Source organism: Flavobacterium profundi, from assembly GCF_006491645.1.
GTDB classification, from domain to species: Bacteria; Bacteroidota; Bacteroidia; order Flavobacteriales; family Flavobacteriaceae; genus Flavobacterium; species Flavobacterium profundi.
The window spans coordinates 71,982-87,931 of record NZ_VDCZ01000012.1 but is presented as its reverse complement, the minus strand read 5'-3'; the positions used below and the strand labels follow the sequence as shown (position 1 = coordinate 87,931).

Genomic DNA, 15,950 nt, shown 5'->3' with positions numbered 1-15,950 from the left:
TATGAAAATTAGTACCAACATTCTTGAAGCTAAAAAGTATCTAGAACAAAGCAAAATTATAGCTATTCCTACAGAAACGGTTTATGGGTTAGCTGCGAATATTTATGATGAATCTGCTATACGTTCCATTTATAGTATTAAAAAGAGGCCTTTAACGAATCCTTTAATAGTTCACATTAAGTCTAAAGATGAATTGGCTCAATATACTTTTGATGCATCAGAAAAAGCTTTATTACTAGCAGAAAGATTTTGGCCAGGACCTTTAACTTTAGTTTTACCTAAATCTGAAAAAATTCCTTCTTATATTAGTGCCTATAAAGATACTGTTGCACTTCGTGTTCCAGCACATGAGATGACTTTACAATTATTAAATTGCTTATCTTTTCCTCTTGCAGCTCCAAGTGCTAATCCTTCTAATAGAGTTAGTCCAACAAATGCCAATCACGTTAAAGGTTATTTTGAGAGTGAAATCCCTTTTATTTTAGATGGTGGTGAATGTAAAAAAGGGCTTGAATCTACTATAATTGGTTTTGAAAATAAGGAGCCTGTTTTGTATCGATTGGGTGCTTTATCAGTTGAAACAATAGAAAAAGTTGTTGGTCAAATTAAAATCAAAAATAATGCAAATAATTTACCGGCTGCACCAGGTATGTTTTCCAAACATTATGCACCAAAAATTCCTTTGTATATAATTGATAATTTAAATACTTTTTTAGAAGAAACTTCTTTATCTAGTATTGCTTATTTAGGCTTTAATAAAAAAAATAGACATCCTAAAATTAAAACTTCTTACTTACTTTCAGAAAAAAGGGATTTAAATGAAGCAGCAAAAAACTTATATAGAACATTAATTCATATAGATTCTAAAAAGTATGATGCTATTATAACTCATTTATTTCCTGAAAAAGAACAAGGTAAAGCTATTAATGACCGATTAAAAAGGGCTTCATGCAAACTTTAAAAAATAAATAACTATTTTTATAATACCAAAAAACAAAAACATGTGGAAAGAAATTGACAATAGTTTACAGCGAAGCTTTGAATTTAAAAATTTTATAGAAGCTTTCGCTTTTATGACTAAAGTGGCTTTTTTAGCAGAAAAAATGAATCATCATCCTGAATGGAAAAATGTGTACAATAAAGTTGAGATTACGCTTACCACTCACGATGCAGGAAACATGATTACAGAAAAAGACAGAAAATTAGCGGAACAGATTCATCAATTAGTAGCTTAAAACCCGCTACCTTTTATTATTTTTGACTATTATAATTTTAACTTTAATTTGTCAATGACAAACTAGGGCATATTAAGGTATTGCCTTACATTTGTGAAATTGAAAAAGTATAATTACTAACTCCAGATTATGGATTCATTATCACAAATTGTTTTAGGAGCAGCAACATTTGCATTGGTAAAAGACAAAGAAATTGGCAAAAAAGCTTTACTTTATGGTGCTATTCTAGGTACCATCCCTGATTTAGATGTGCTACTGAATTCCTTTTTTGACCCTATTCAACAATTAGCCATTCACAGAGCTTTTTCACACTCTATATTTTTTTCCTTGGTCTTGAGTTTACTCTTCGCTAAATGGTTTTCTTACAAATATAAAACCTCTTATCTTTCTTGGTTTTGGGCATCATTTTTGGCTTTATTTACACATCCTCTATTAGATATTTGCACTACCTATGGAACGCGTATTTTATATCCTTTAAGCAAATCTTTTTACAGTTTAGATAATGTTTTTGTGATTGATCCATTATACACCATTTGGTTATTAATTGGATGTATGGTTTTGCTCTTCATGAAAAACTCGAATCCTAAAAGAACTTTAGTGATTCAATGGTCTTTGCTACTATCTACCGCTTATTTAGTATTTGGATTGTGTACCAATTTATATGTGCGTCATCATTTTAAAAAAGAATTGGAAAGACAAAACATAGACTATACTCAATTAAAAATTGTTCCCACTCCTTTTAACACCATTCTTTGGCAAGGCATTGTTAAAACCAATGAAGGCTTTTATTTTTCAGATTATAGTTTGTTAGATTCAAAAAACACATTGGACTTTCATTACGAGAAAAGTAATGTCTCTTTTTTAGAAAGCAAACAAAAAATTAAAGCATTAGAACCTTTCTTTAATTTTACGGAAGGTTATGCATTGGCTCGTGAAGAAAATGGAAAAATGATGATTTACGGAACAAAATTTGGTCCCATCTCCATAAAAAATGAACAAGCAGAATTTTTCTTCCCATTAGAATTTGAAAAAGACGGTACTTATACTTTGGCTCAAAAGCAACCTGATAATTACGCAGAATTATTAGAAAAACTTTTCATAAGAATAAAAGGAAATTAATTAAAAGCTCCTTTTTTGCAAACGCTGATATAAATTCATTACAGAAAAAATGTACTTTTTTAACATTTCATTCACTTTTTTTTATATATTTACACCGAATTACTGTTTTTAACCACAAATAAATTAAATAAGAACCCAAGTTTTTAAAACATATGAAACCATACAAAGTAATTCTTCTAAATGTATTTGTTTTATTAGTAACTATTATGTTCTTTTCTCAAATTGGTATAGAAACTATTACTCCATATAGTTATTCAATTTTAGATATTAAATCAACCAGTCAAGGAATTTCACCATTAAATAATGTTAAAATATAAATCTCTGTGTGTCTACATAAGGATTAATTTACTGTAATAACTAACCATTTTTTAAAAAATCCTATTACTCTTTGGAATAATAGGATTTTTATTTAATAACCTTAAGTTTAACTATTCGTTTATGGAATAATTGTTTTTTTGAATTTCCATCCACATCCTTCAGTACAGTCTAAATAAGTTGGAACTAAAATAATTGTATTAGCTTCCCAAGAAATAGTTTCAATGAATGTATCTTCTGTATTTCCCAGTTGTGTATTAAAACCTGGACAATCATAAATTAATTTTAATTCGTCGCCTAATAAAGTGTAATTCCCGCTAAAACAAGATGTAAACCTGTTAGATTGAAAGCTTCCATCTGCAAAAAAAGTATACTCATAGCCCTCATCAACAGAATCCCATGTACTTACACCATTACCCGAATCTCTATATATTTCAACTAATTCCCAAGTTCCTTCTAAACTAAAATCTGAAACCTCAATAACTTCCTCATTTTTAGAACAGCTATAAAAAAGTAGTGAGGATAAAGTAAACAACACAATAAGAACTATTTTTTTCATATTTAATGTTTCTTATAAGACTTGTTTTTTATAAAAGGTTGCGTAAAAAATATTATTTTTCTTTTCTCTTCACTATTTCAACTTGTATTTCTTTTAAAATTTCCATTTGTTTGGCTTGACTTTCAAAAAGCACTTTAATTTGTTCTTGCACCAACACATCTAATTTCTGATTTAAAGCTCTTACTTCTAACTCTGCTTTTAAATTGATGAGATAATCATTTTCACTTCTTTTTCTATCCTTTTCTTCTTGCCTATTCTGACTCATCATGATAATGGGTGCTTGTAAAGCAGCGACGCAAGACAAGACCAAATTCATTAGAATAAATGGATAAGGATCAAATTCGTCTCCTTTTGGTACCAAAACATTAAAGAGTATCCAAACGGTCAAAAGCAATAAAAAGGAAATAATAAAAACCCAACTACCTCCAAAACGTGCTACTTTATCTGAAATATTTTGTCCTCTGGTGACAATCTCTTTGGGTGGATTTAATAGGTTTTGAATGATTAGGTTTTCATCTTCCATCGTTTTTTTTACAATTTCTTGAAGTTTAACAATATGCTCATTTTCAGCGGTAAGCAAATTTTCGATATCTGGATCCATAAATTATTTATTACATTAGCTAACTCTCAATATTTTTCCCATTTTCTTACCTTTCGCTAACTCATCCACTAATTTATCCAAATAGCGTACTTGCTGTGTTAAAGGAGTTTGTATTTCTTCAATTCGATACCCACAAATTACACCTGTAATCAAACTGGCATTCGGATTTAATTTGGCTTCCTTAAAAAAAATTTCAAAAGTTTCTTTTTCCGCCATGCGCTGGTCTATCTCTTCTTGGGAATATCCAGTCAACCATGTAACCACTTCGTAAAGTTCTTGAATTGACCTCCCTTTTTTTTCAACTTTTGTAATATAATGTGGCCAAACAGAAGCTAGAGTTAATTTGGCAATTTTTTGATCGTGTTCTGGTGAAGTACTCATAGAAAATTTATTTTATAATTTCAATTTTGGAAAATGATAGCACATTATCAAAGCTACAACTTTATATAAAATGTAAAAAGAGATAACCTGAAAAAAAAGATAAGACATGTATCCCTTTTCAGAAAAAAATTAATAGCGTGAAAATGTAAAATTATTGGTTTAAAACGCGATTTACTTGAATAATTCTAGAAGCATAATACGGTTCTTTACTAGAAGAAATCATTACACCTGATGAAGTTGACGCATGTATGAATTTAATTTCATCTTCATTCACTTCTGTGATTAAACCCACATGAGAAATACGATTTTTTCTTCCGGTTGCAAAAAAAATCAAATCTCCTTTTTGAGAATCTTTCATTTTAACTTTTTCTCCATAAGTAGCTTGTGCAGAAGAAGTTCTTGGCAAACTTAAATCTATTTCTTTAAAAGTAGTACACATTAATCCGGAACAATCAAACCCTTTAGGTGTATCGCCACCATACTTATAACGTATTCCAATATATTCAGAAGCTTTTTCTACTAACAAATCTGCTTTTGACATAAAATCTTTAGACATTTTATCGACAGCATCTTCTTCCTCATAAGATAATTCCGTATTGGAAGCTACTGTTGTTTCATTTACCGCATCTTTTTTGATGATTAATTCATAACCAACAGGAAAATCGGAGGGTAAATTAGGATTTAACGCTTCTAATTCACGAATACTAATTCCATATAATTTAGCAACGCCATACTTCGTTTCTTTACGTTTAATGGTGTGCAAAATCGTAAACGAAGCATTATCTTTAATTTCTAAAGGAATATTTTTTGGAATAACTTCTTCATTTTCTTGATTCACATCAACGACAATTACTGTAGTTTCTTGCTGTTCTCCGAGATTTTTTGGATCTTCTTTTACTATTTTTAAAACAACACCTTCTTTGAGTTTTTTAGGCTTTATTTTTGGGTTTAAAGCTTCTAAATCGGCTAGGGTTAAATTGTATTTTTTTGAAATGCTGTAAAAAGACTCTCCTTTAGTAACAGTATGAAATTCTGAAACAACACTCTCTTCTTGAGTTGTACTAACATCCTTCTCGATCTCTTTTTTGGAAGGCACTTTTACTACTGCATTAACCTGTAAGGTTTTGTCTTTTAATTTAGGATTGAGTTGATAAAGAACAGCAACAGTAGTATTGTATTTTCTCGCTATAGCATACATGGTTTCACCCGAAGCTACTTTATGCTCAAATGAAGCTTGTCCAAAAGCTAAATTATGTATTAGTAATAAAAAAAAGAAAACTACTTTTAATTTATTCATCTTTTATGACCTTTTATACTTTCTGTTCTTTCTGTTTGTCAACGAATAGTAACGTGATTTATTTTAATATATTTTCTATCTGTTGTAACTCTTGATTAGAAAAGGCTAATTTATCCAAACTTCCTAAATTATCCAACAATTGATTTACGGAACTGGCACCTATAATTACCGAAGTAATCGTTTCTTTTTTGAGCAGCCATGCAATAGCCATTTGTGCTAAAGTTTGTCCTCTTTCTAAAGCTATTTCATGTAACGCATTAATCTTTTTGATTTTATCTTCTGTAATTTCTGAAGATTGCAAATGTCCATTAGGATTTGCTGCTCTTGAATTTTCAGGAATCCCTTTTAAATACTTAGTAGTCAACAAACCTTGTGCCAAAGGAGAAAAAGCAACACAACCCATTCCTTTGCTATCCAAAATATCGAGCAATCCATCTTCAACCCAACGATCCAATAATGAATATTTTGCTTGGTGAACAATACAAGGTGTTCCAAGTTGTTTTAAAATAGCCACTGCTTTTTTCGTTTCTTCCGCATTGTAATTACTAATACCTGCATATATAGCTTTTCCAGAACGAACGGCATAATCTAAGGCAGACATGGTTTCTTCTATTGGAGTATTAGGATCTGGTCTATGAGAATAGAATATATCGACATATTCTAAATTCATTCTTTTTAGACTTTGGTTTAAACTTGAAATTAAGTACTTTCTAGAGCCCCATTCTCCATAAGGGCCTTCCCACATTTTAAATCCAGCTTTGGTCGTAATGACTAATTCGTCTCTTAAGAATCCATTGAAGTTATTTTGAACTATTTTACCAAAATTTTCTTCAGCTGAACCAGGAACTGGTCCATAATTATTGGCTAAATCAAAATGAGTAATTCCTTTATCGAAAGCGGTTAAAGCAATATGTTGAGCATTTTCGAAACGATCTACAGAACCGAAATTATGCCACAATCCTAAAGAAATTTGAGGTAATAACAAACCACTTTTACCACACCTATTGTATTTCATGCAAGTAATTTTAATACATGGATTTTCAATAACATCTTAACAAATTAAACTTGTTAGTAGTGAGCATCCTTTTTACAAATTTAGGAATCAAATGGTAAAAAAGAAACAAAAAGATTGTTTGTTTTGATTTCTCACTTATTTTTGAATGTATTTTCGAATAATGATGTAGAGTTTATCTTTATCAATAGGTTTAGAAATAAAGTCATTAAAGCCTGTTTTGTTAATTTTTTCAATTTCCTCAGGAAAAGAATAAGATGTTTGCGCTACTATAGGAATGTCTTTATTGAACTCTCTAATTTTGGTAAATGCTTCATGACCATCTACGCTTGGCATTTTGATATCCATTAAAATTAGATCCACTTCCTTATTTTGTTTACATATCTCAACAGCTTCTTGTCCGTTTTTGGCCCTTACCACTTTAAAATTCAACAGTTTTAACAATTTTTCTATCAACAAATAATTGATATTATCATCTTCAGCAACTAAGATAATCTCTTCATCACCAAGACTTATATTTTCATAAATTGGTTCAGCTTCATGTACCGTTTCAGAATCAAATAACAAAGGAATAGAAAAAGAAAAGGTGGAACCTACTCCAACTTCTGATTTTAGACTAATTTTTCCTCCTAACATTTCTATATAGGCTTTAGAAATAGCTAATCCTAAACCTAAACCTTTATTGTCTTGATCCGAAATAAAATCGACTTTATTAAATCTGGAAAAAATAGTTTCTTGTAAGTCATCTGGAATTCCTTTTCCAGAATCTTTAACCGTGAAATGAATTTGATTCTTTTTTAAATCAAATTCGTAGTCCAATACAATAAAACCTTCCTCAGTAAATTTAATGGCATTTGTGAGTAAATTTGTAATTACTTGGTTCAATTTCACTACGTCTGTTACTACATTTTGAGTTGTAGTCCCTTTGGGAGTAATTAATTTAAAGTCAATATTTTTATAAGAAGGAACAGTCACTTTTATAGATTCAAAGGTAGCTTGAATCATGTTTTTTAAATCGATACTGCTGTATTTAGGTTCGATTAAATCGGAATCTATTTTTGACATTTCTACTAAATCATCAATAATATCAATTAGATTTTTGCCGCTTTTTTGAATAATTTTCAGATACTCCTCTTTTTCATTTTCTTTTAAATCTTTCTTTAATAACAAATCCGAGAATCCCATAATTGCATTCATAGGAGTTCGTATTTCATGAGAAAGATTCATTAGGAAAGCCGATTTGAGTTTATCACTTTCTTCTGCTTTCTTTTTGGTCTTCTCTAGCTGAATTTTCTGATTGAAATTTTGTTCAAAGAGTTTTCCAATGTATCTGAATTCCCCTCTAATTCTTTTTAAAGAATCAATTGCTGAAACATTGCCTTTTTCTAAAACTTCTTTTATTAAACGTATAGGTCTTTGCGCCCATTTTTTTGCATAATAGAAAAAAATTAATATGGAAAGACAAAACGCTATCAGCATAATATAAAGTATCTTTCTTGTATTTGAAAAATCTACTTTAGCGTCTCTTTGAAAAAACAAAGAAGTAATTTTGTTGCCATTTATATCTTTTAAATCTTTAATATAGTAAATCGTTTTCGCTTCTATTTTCTTTTGAGGATCATAAAATTCTGCTTTGGCACTACTAACATTTTGAATATTTAAAAAGTATTTTTTGTCTAATAATTTAGCAATAAAAAAGTAGCCTTGTGGTGCGGTCTTGTTCTTAAAAGGATCTATTGAAGAGTGAATGGTAGCTCCATAAACTGCTACAATACCTTCCGGAATTTTAGCATAAAATTTAATTAGTTTTTCATTTTTAAGTTTGGGAAATACTTCTTTTGGAATAAAATTTTTAGAATTGATTTTGGTTGTAGAAGCCTTACTTACAAATTCTTCTTGTATGGTATATACATCAATATAATCAACTTTATAAGAATCAATTAAATAAACAACCGAATTATCAAACCATTCGATATCTTTCGTATGTACAAAATCCACTAAATCATCCCAATACGTTATTTCATTAATTAAAGAAATATAGGAATCGGAATTTAAATCTATTAAGCCATTAATTTCTCTTTCTAAACCTAAAGATGATGTTTGATAAAATTCTTTTTCTTGCTTTTGATTAAAATAGAACAATGCTGTAAAAAGAAGGATAAATCCAAACGACACTACAAGTAATACAAAGACTACTTTAGAGTAAGTGGTAACTCTTAGGTTTTTTCTAGCAGTTGTAAATGACATATAATCAATTTAATCAATAAACTTAGTTAAAAAATTAAATATTTCAAAAAGAAATATCTAAATTATCTCAATTTACATTGAAAAAGAAATTACAACACTAATAAGCCATTATTTCGGATAATTTGCATGGATTTGGCATACCAAAATAACTCAAAGTCATCGAAATTAGTTTCATAATCCAATTTCATTTGATTTAAAGTTAATTTATTACTATTTTGAGGTGTATTTTTTTGAAAAAAATCATACAACCATAACCCTTTTTCCTCTTCTAATACGATTTCAAATGAAGTGCTTTTATCGTGAAAAAGGAACTGTATCATTTTCCAAGATTTTCCTTTTTTGGATTTGGTAAAATGCTTTATTTCAGGTAAATTTCCTAACCAAATCACTTTAGCGTTTAATTTTAAAGCAAAATTTTCTTCTTTTTCCAAACAATTGGAAATAAAATTAGGATCAATTGTCGTTTTTGGAATTTTAAAGTCGAACCAATCTTGCAACTCATAATCAAAACAAACACCATGCATATAATTGAACAATGATTTTTTCAATCCAAAGCTAAATTTTTCATGATCAATACCCGTTTTATCTTTGAATGCGATATCATTGTTTGCAAAAGTAATTTGCTTCGCCAATTCGCTAAAGCTCGTGCCATTTTGTTGTGGAATAACTCCAAAGGCATCTGGGTCGAGTCCAACAGGACTATGAGCTGTCATGGCAAATTGGTGCCAAAAACCCGATTGAATAATTCCTAATTCGAAAAGTTGACGCACCATTTCCAAACTATCTACTGTTTCTTGAACGGTTTGCGTAGGATAGCCGTACATTAAATAAGCATGAACCATAATGCCATTTACCGTAAAATTTCGAGTAACTTGTGCTACTTGTTCTACCGTTACACCCTTCTTTATGAGTTCCAACAAACGATCAGAAGCCACTTCTAAACCACCAGAAACTGCAATACAACCCGAAGCTTTTAATAAATAACATAAATCGGAAGTAAAACTTTTTTCGAAGCGTATGTTTGTCCACCAGGTTACCACCAAATTTCTCTTCAAGATTTCTAATGCTACTTCACGCATTAAAGCGGGTGGCGCCGCTTCATCCACAAAATGAAAACCGGTTTCTCCAGTTTGTGCAATTAATGTTTCCATTCGATCCACTAAAAGTTTAGCAGCAATGGGTTCGTACACTTTAATATAATCAAGCGATATATCACAAAATGTACATTTTCCCCAATAACAACCGTGTGCCATGGTTAACTTGTTCCATCTACCATCACTCCATAAGCTGTGCATGGGATTGGCAATTTCAATGACTGAAATATATTGGTTCAATAATAAATCTGTATAATCAGGAGTACCAATTTCACTTTGTTTATAGTCCTTTTTTAAAGTCGTATTCTTATAAACTACTTCCTCTTTTTCTAGAAGAAAGGTACGTTTGAATTGGTTCTCGACTCCGCTCGAACTGACAAAATTATATAATAATTCTACTGGTAATTCCCCATCATCTAATGTTATGAAATCAAAAAATTCAAAAACGCGTTTGTCTTTTACATCTCTTAGTTCTGTGTTTGGGAAACCTCCACCCATTGCAATTTTAATAGCAGGATTATTTTTTTTAATCCATTGAGCACATCGAAAAGCACTATACAAATTACCTGGAAAAGGGACAGAAAACAAGACTAATTTTGGGTCTACTGCTACTACTCTTTCCTTTAAAAGTTTTAAAGTTATAGTATCGATGTAAGTAAGTTCTTTTTGCAATTCGTTGTATAATTCATCAAAAGAATTGGCACTTCTACCTAATCGTTCTGCATAGCGACTAAAACCAAAATTAGCATCGACACATTCCACTATAAAATCTGAGATATCTTCTAAATAAAGCGTAGCCAAATGTTTGGCTTTATCTTGCATACCCATGGCTCCAAAAGCCCAAGTAAAACCCTCTTCATCTTCATTAAAAGCGTTAAATCGTGAAGCTTCTGGCAAAAAATTACCACTACAAATTTGCCTTGCCAAAGAAGCATTTTTCCCTTGTAGAAATGCAAGCACCGCATCTATGGTTTTAGCATATTCATTTTGTAAAGTAAAAATACGTTGGGCATTCTCTGACCAATCTTTTTTAGATTGTTTGGAAGCGTATTGAAAAATATTGGTCAATCCAGATTTAGAAAATAATTCTAAAATCACTTCTATTCCTAAATCCATTTGGAAAGAAGATATCTCCTTAGTATTCAAAAATCCTTTTAAATAAGCTGTTGCTGGATACGGTGTATTCAGTTGGGTAAAAGGAGGTGTTATGAGAAGAATGTCTTTCATTATCAATTAAAAAGAAGACAAAATTACTCCATCTCTTTTAGAATATTATGTATTTGTTGGATTTTATCTACTGGTAAAGCATTTATTTTACTAATTAACTCGTTATCAATCTCTTTTTTGGTAAGAGTATGTAGTGCATGATCCTTTGGAATAGGGTCTTTAGAAGAAGGTTTAAAATCTAAAATATCGTTTGGAGTGCAATTAAAATCTCGGCAAAACTTTTCTAGACGCTCTAAGTTTATTTCCTGTACTCTATTATTTGTAAGTTTGGTGGCGTATCCTGCTGAGTAACCGTTCTTTGTTAGATATGTAAAAGGTCTTGCTATACCTTTCAGTTTAAAAATGCGAGCAAAATTGAAATAAATCATGTTGTTTTTATTTCAAAAGTAATAAAAAAATAATATGATATCGTATTATAGTAACAAGAAATAGAAATAAATTAACCTGTTTTTAAAATAGTACAACAAGTTTCATTAATAAAACACTAAGTAATAGTAATAATAAAACAAGTTATAAATACAAAATAATTTAAAATAAAAAATACCAATTAATATCTGAAAAATTACTAATAAGATACAAAAAATAAATAGTAAGATATAAAAATAAAATAGCAAGATATAAAAAATAATTGTAGTGTAATTAAAATTGAGTTCCTACAATTGTTTATTCTTTACTTTTTTTTTCTTCATTATTTAAAAATAATTATTTGATCCTCATTTATTATTCTTTAAACCCTATTTTTGCAAGATTGTTTTTAAAATTTAGTCTATGAAAGCATTTTATGTTCTGGTTTTTTTAATTAATACAAGTATTGTTTTTGCTCAGAAACAAACAACTTCTATTGGTTTTATTGAAAACAAAGGGCAAATTGTTGATCAAAAAGGAAAAGAAAATTCTCAAGTAAAATATCTATTAAATACTAATGGATTAAATGTTCAATTAAGAGAAAAGGGCTTTTCATATGATGTTTATGAAACAGAGCGCCTACCATTAACAAAAAAAGATAAAGAATTTAAAGGTTCTAACCCAAGTTTTGATACTGGAATAAAAAATCCTGATTACTCCCTAAAGTATAATTTTCACAGAATTGATATTGACTTTTTGAATTCGAATAAAAACGTTACTCTCGTTTCTGAGGAAAAATCTGCTGATTATGACAATTACTACAATGTGGCTCATGCTCCAGATGGGAAAACCCAAGTACATAAATATCAAAAAGTTACCTATCAAAACATTTACACTAACATTGATGTTGTTTTTTTTATTCCAAAAGATAGTACAAAAGTAGTAGAGTATAATTTTATTGTAAAACCTGGAGGAAAAGTTTCTGATATTCAATTACAATTTAAGGGCGGAAAAACCGAATTAATTGATAACAAGATTAGAATGCATCTACGGTTTGGACAAATGGAAGAAACGCTGCCTTTGAGTTGGATTGAAGATAAAAACGCTAAAAAAGAGATCGCATTACATTATAAAAAAATTAAGAAGAATGTTTTTGGTTTTGATGGTGACATAAATCATTCTAATAAAGTGATTGTTATTGACCCTGTTCCTGTAAGACTTTGGGGGACTTATTATGGAGGAAGTGGAGATGAATTACCTTCCACTTTAACCACAAATCAAAACAATGATGTATACATTTCTGGCACTACAAATAGTATACAAAATATTGCTACTTTAGGAACTCATCAATCAAGTTTAATAGCAAGCTGGAATATTTTTATCACAAAATTCGACACCAATGGTATTCGAATTTGGGGGACGTATTTTTATAGCGACTTTGGACAAACTAATATTCAATCTCCGTATATAAAAGTTGACAGTCAAAACAATGTTTATCTAGCTGGAAGAGAACTATATAATACAAATATAGGCACTCCTGGAACATTCCAACCAATAAAAAATTCAAATTTAGATCTTTTTTTAGTAAAATTAAATGATTTTGGAATTAAACAATGGGGAACTTATTACGGAGGAAATGGACGTGAACGAGTCTTTGCTATTTGTATTGATTCATATGATAATATTTATATATCAGGAGAAACATTTAGCACTGATGCACTTTCAACTCCTGGAGCGCATCAAAGTTCAAATAATTCTAACGTAAATCGTTCAGATGCTTTTATTGCTAAATTTAATGGCTCTGGAAATAGGATATGGGGCACATTTTACGGAGGTGAAGGTTCAGATAGTTTTACCAATTTATCAATTTCAAATGATGATTATTTATTTGCAACTGGTATTCATAGTAGTCAAACTAATATTGCTACTTCAGATACATACCAAACCACAAATAATGGAGTTTTTGGAGGGATGATAGTGAAATTTGATTTAGATGGAAATAGAATTTGGGGCACCTATATAGCAGACAATAGCTCTGTTTTTAATGCCGAATTAAAAGGTGATATTATTTGTATTTTTGGGCTAACACAAAATCAAACATCTATTGCTACAACAAACTCATTAGTCCCTATTTTTCAAAATTTAGTAACTAGCCCTACCTCTCCTAGTGAATCTCCATTTATAATAAATTTTAACCACGTTACTCAAGAAAAAATATGGGGCACCTATTTTTATGGTTATATCTCTGATGTTAAAATGAATAACAACCATGAAGTTTTTTTCTCAGGTCAAACTAATTTAAATTCAGATATAGCAACTCCTAATGGCTTTTTACCCAATATAAGTAGCTCTAATCATGACACATACATTATAAAACTGGACCCATTCGGACAAAAAATATGGGGGACTTACTATGGTGGTCTTGGACCAGACACAATAGGACGATTATATTTAGATACTAATAATGACATTTATTTATACGGAATAACTGGTAGTAATACGGGCATTTCAACTACAAATTCTCATCAACCTAATCCTTATACAAACAATTATTTAGATTCATTTCTGGCAAAATTTCGAGATTGTCAATCTATAACAATTGCAAATTCAAACGCACCCATTTGTATTGGTGAAAACTTAGAGTTAACAGCATCTGGCGGAATAAACTATTCATGGACAGGACCAAATGGCTTTACCTCAACTGAACAAAATCCAATTATCCCAAATGCAACTATTGCAAACAACGGTCAATATTCTTGTGCTATTACTGGTTCTACGACAGGATGTGATGATACAATAATTATTGATGTTAGAGTTGGTGACTCGGAAGCTCCAATTCCTACTCTTCAAAATTTACCTACTGTAACAGGAGATTGTAATACAACCTTAACTAATCCAACTGCCACAGATAATTGTGCAGGAACAATTACAGCTACTACTACTGATCCACTTAGTTACACCAATCCAGGAAATTACACTATTACTTGGCTTTATGATGATGGCAATGGAAATACTAGTTCACAAACTCAAAACATAGTTATTACATCAGTAGCACCACCAGTAGCCGATTTAGCACAACAATTTTGTTTCCAAGATAACCCAACAATCAACGACATTCAAATTGTGGGTCAAAATATTACTTGGTATAGTGCTTCAGTTGGTGGAACAACTTTATCTCCTTCTACCTCTATCTATAATGCAACGACTTATTATGCGAGTCAAACTATTAATGGATGCGAAAGTGAAAGAATTGGAATAAGAACTATTGTTAATTCTCCAGCAATACCAGGTGCGTATCTTACTCAAACATTTTGTGCATCTGCTAATTTAACTCTCGATGATATTGAAGTTACAGGAGTAAATTTAATTTGGTATGATTCTTTTGTGGGTGGAACAATAATACCTAGTTCAACACCTCTTCAACATGAAACAATATATTATTGTACACAAACTATTAATGGTTGTGAAAGTCCTAAAAGACCCATACATATTAGTTTAATTAATACCTTAAATGCAACGAATTATTCCGAGTCCTTATGTGATGCACAAAATGATGGACATGAAGTACTCAACTTAGCGAACTACAATACTTATTTAATTGGTTCCACTGGAAATACTTTTCGGTATTATACTTCAGAAAATGCTGCTGAAAATGAAATGAATCAGGAAGAAATTATAAATTTTAGTAATTATAATTTAACTATTGGAAGTCAAATCATTTATGTACGCATCGATTCCCCAAATACGTGTCACCAAATCGTAGAATTAGAACTTACATTATATAGCAACCCTATTGTAAACATTACGGATATTATGCCTATTTGTGAAGGTTCTTCCATAACTATTACTGCTGGAAATGGTTATGATTCTTATTTATGGTCTACTAATGAAACGACTCCTTCTATTGTAGTTTCTCAACCTGGAAGTTATTCAGTTACTGTTACTCAAAATCATGGTACATTAGTCTGTACAACCACTAAAGACTTTACTGTAGTTCAATCTAATATTGGTTCTATTACTCAAATTATCAGTTCTGATTGGACCGATACTGAAAATACAATTACTGTTTTATTATCGGGAAGTAGCACTGGTGATTATGAATATTCATTAGACGGAATACATTACCAAGAAAGCAATGTTTTTAATGGACTACAAAGTGGGATGTATACCGTATACATTAACGATAAAAATGGTTGTGGTGAAGTGAAAGAAACTGTATACGTATTCATGTATCCAAAATTTTTTACCCCTAATGGAGACGGGTACAATGATTTTTGGAAAATTCAGTTTTCAGAAAACGAGCCCCATTTAAGAGTTCAAATCTTTGATCGTTATGGAAAATTCATAAAAGAATTAGGTTCGAATACTCAAGGTTGGGATGGCACTTATTTAGGCAAAATGCTTCCTTCTACTGATTATTGGTTTACTGTAACTCGAGAAAATGGAAAAGTTTACAAAGGACATTTTAGTTTGAAGAGATAAAAAAAAGGCAATGCGAATGCATTGCCTTTTTTATTT

Annotated in this window: 13 protein-coding genes; 5 read left to right on the top strand and 8 right to left on the bottom strand. The window is 30.4% G+C overall.

From position 1 onward, the window contains the following. Window position 1 precedes the first annotated feature (1 nt). The 4 genes from FHG05_RS14820 to FHG05_RS18450 all read left to right on the top strand — a co-directional run bounded on the left by FHG05_RS14820 (window position 2) and on the right by FHG05_RS18450 (window position 2,671). Window positions 2-961 (top strand): L-threonylcarbamoyladenylate synthase, encoded by a 960-nt coding sequence (locus FHG05_RS14820; protein WP_140998886.1) that lies wholly within the window; start codon window positions 2-4, stop codon window positions 959-961. Window positions 962-1,001: 40 nt separating this feature from the next. Then, window positions 1,002-1,235 (top strand): 4a-hydroxytetrahydrobiopterin dehydratase, encoded by a 234-nt coding sequence (locus tag FHG05_RS14815; protein ID WP_140998885.1) that lies wholly within the window; start codon window positions 1,002-1,004, stop codon window positions 1,233-1,235. A gap of 129 nt (window positions 1,236-1,364) precedes the next feature. Beyond that, window positions 1,365-2,354, top strand: coding sequence for a metal-dependent hydrolase (locus FHG05_RS14810; RefSeq protein WP_140998884.1), 990 nt, complete (start codon window positions 1,365-1,367; stop codon window positions 2,352-2,354). Between the two features lie 152 nt (window positions 2,355-2,506). Continuing rightward, the gene (locus FHG05_RS18450) at window positions 2,507-2,671 is read left to right on the top strand and encodes a hypothetical protein (RefSeq protein WP_157504276.1); all 165 of its coding nucleotides are present in this window, start codon (window positions 2,507-2,509) and stop codon (window positions 2,669-2,671) included. Window positions 2,672-2,790: 119 nt separating this feature from the next. Here FHG05_RS18450 and FHG05_RS14805 read toward each other — a convergent pair whose 3' ends face one another. From FHG05_RS14805 to FHG05_RS14770, 8 genes are all read right to left on the bottom strand, one after another. Beyond that, window positions 2,791-3,228 (bottom strand): lipocalin family protein, encoded by a 438-nt coding sequence (locus FHG05_RS14805; RefSeq protein ID WP_140998883.1) that lies wholly within the window; start codon window positions 3,226-3,228, stop codon window positions 2,791-2,793. A gap of 52 nt (window positions 3,229-3,280) precedes the next feature. Continuing rightward, complete coding sequence (locus FHG05_RS14800) at window positions 3,281-3,829, bottom strand: DUF1003 domain-containing protein (RefSeq protein ID WP_140998882.1); 549 nt, start codon at window positions 3,827-3,829, stop codon at window positions 3,281-3,283. Between the two features lie 15 nt (window positions 3,830-3,844). After that, window positions 3,845-4,210, bottom strand: a complete 366-nt coding sequence (locus FHG05_RS14795; RefSeq protein WP_140998881.1) for a DUF2200 domain-containing protein — start codon at window positions 4,208-4,210, stop codon at window positions 3,845-3,847. 151 nt (window positions 4,211-4,361) lie between these two features. Next, window positions 4,362-5,507, bottom strand: coding sequence for a peptidoglycan endopeptidase (locus FHG05_RS14790; RefSeq protein ID WP_140998880.1), 1,146 nt, complete (start codon window positions 5,505-5,507; stop codon window positions 4,362-4,364). A 58-nt stretch (window positions 5,508-5,565) separates the two neighbouring features. After that, window positions 5,566-6,522 (bottom strand): aldo/keto reductase, encoded by a 957-nt coding sequence (locus FHG05_RS14785; protein ID WP_140998879.1) that lies wholly within the window; start codon window positions 6,520-6,522, stop codon window positions 5,566-5,568. Between the two features lie 135 nt (window positions 6,523-6,657). Then, window positions 6,658-8,766 carry a response regulator gene (locus FHG05_RS14780; protein ID WP_140998878.1) on the bottom strand — a complete coding sequence of 703 codons (2,109 nt, stop codon included), beginning with the start codon at window positions 8,764-8,766 and terminating at the stop codon, window positions 6,658-6,660. A gap of 89 nt (window positions 8,767-8,855) precedes the next feature. After that, a complete protein-coding gene (locus FHG05_RS14775; protein WP_140998877.1) occupies window positions 8,856-11,087 on the bottom strand; it encodes a B12-binding domain-containing radical SAM protein in 2,232 nt (743 codons plus the stop codon). Between the two features lie 23 nt (window positions 11,088-11,110). Continuing rightward, complete coding sequence (locus tag FHG05_RS14770) at window positions 11,111-11,455, bottom strand: helix-turn-helix domain-containing protein (RefSeq protein ID WP_140998876.1); 345 nt, start codon at window positions 11,453-11,455, stop codon at window positions 11,111-11,113. A 400-nt stretch (window positions 11,456-11,855) separates the two neighbouring features. On the opposite strand from FHG05_RS14770, the gene FHG05_RS14765 reads away from it, so the two are divergent. Next, a complete protein-coding gene (locus tag FHG05_RS14765; protein ID WP_140998875.1) occupies window positions 11,856-15,914 on the top strand; it encodes a DUF7948 domain-containing protein in 4,059 nt (1,352 codons plus the stop codon). Window positions 15,915-15,950 lie beyond the last annotated feature (36 nt).

Excerpts from the sequence above, each read along its gene's own strand:
- FHG05_RS14820 (WP_140998886.1), top strand. The coding sequence starts at position 2 with ATGAAAATTAGTACCAACATTCTTGAAGCTAAAAAGTATCTAGAACAA.
- FHG05_RS14815 (WP_140998885.1), top strand. The coding sequence starts at position 1,002 with ATGTGGAAAGAAATTGACAATAGTTTACAGCGAAGCTTTGAATTTAAA.
- FHG05_RS14810 (WP_140998884.1), top strand. The coding sequence starts at position 1,365 with ATGGATTCATTATCACAAATTGTTTTAGGAGCAGCAACATTTGCATTG.
- FHG05_RS18450 (WP_157504276.1), top strand. The coding sequence starts at position 2,507 with ATGAAACCATACAAAGTAATTCTTCTAAATGTATTTGTTTTATTAGTA.
- FHG05_RS14805 (WP_140998883.1), bottom strand. The coding sequence starts at position 3,228 with ATGAAAAAAATAGTTCTTATTGTGTTGTTTACTTTATCCTCACTACTT.
- FHG05_RS14800 (WP_140998882.1), bottom strand. The coding sequence starts at position 3,829 with ATGGATCCAGATATCGAAAATTTGCTTACCGCTGAAAATGAGCATATT.
- FHG05_RS14795 (WP_140998881.1), bottom strand. The coding sequence starts at position 4,210 with ATGAGTACTTCACCAGAACACGATCAAAAAATTGCCAAATTAACTCTA.
- FHG05_RS14790 (WP_140998880.1), bottom strand. The coding sequence starts at position 5,507 with ATGAATAAATTAAAAGTAGTTTTCTTTTTTTTATTACTAATACATAAT.
- FHG05_RS14785 (WP_140998879.1), bottom strand. The coding sequence starts at position 6,522 with ATGAAATACAATAGGTGTGGTAAAAGTGGTTTGTTATTACCTCAAATT.
- FHG05_RS14780 (WP_140998878.1), bottom strand. The coding sequence starts at position 8,766 with ATGTCATTTACAACTGCTAGAAAAAACCTAAGAGTTACCACTTACTCT.
- FHG05_RS14775 (WP_140998877.1), bottom strand. The coding sequence starts at position 11,087 with ATGAAAGACATTCTTCTCATAACACCTCCTTTTACCCAACTGAATACA.
- FHG05_RS14770 (WP_140998876.1), bottom strand. The coding sequence starts at position 11,455 with ATGATTTATTTCAATTTTGCTCGCATTTTTAAACTGAAAGGTATAGCA.
- FHG05_RS14765 (WP_140998875.1), top strand. The coding sequence starts at position 11,856 with ATGAAAGCATTTTATGTTCTGGTTTTTTTAATTAATACAAGTATTGTT.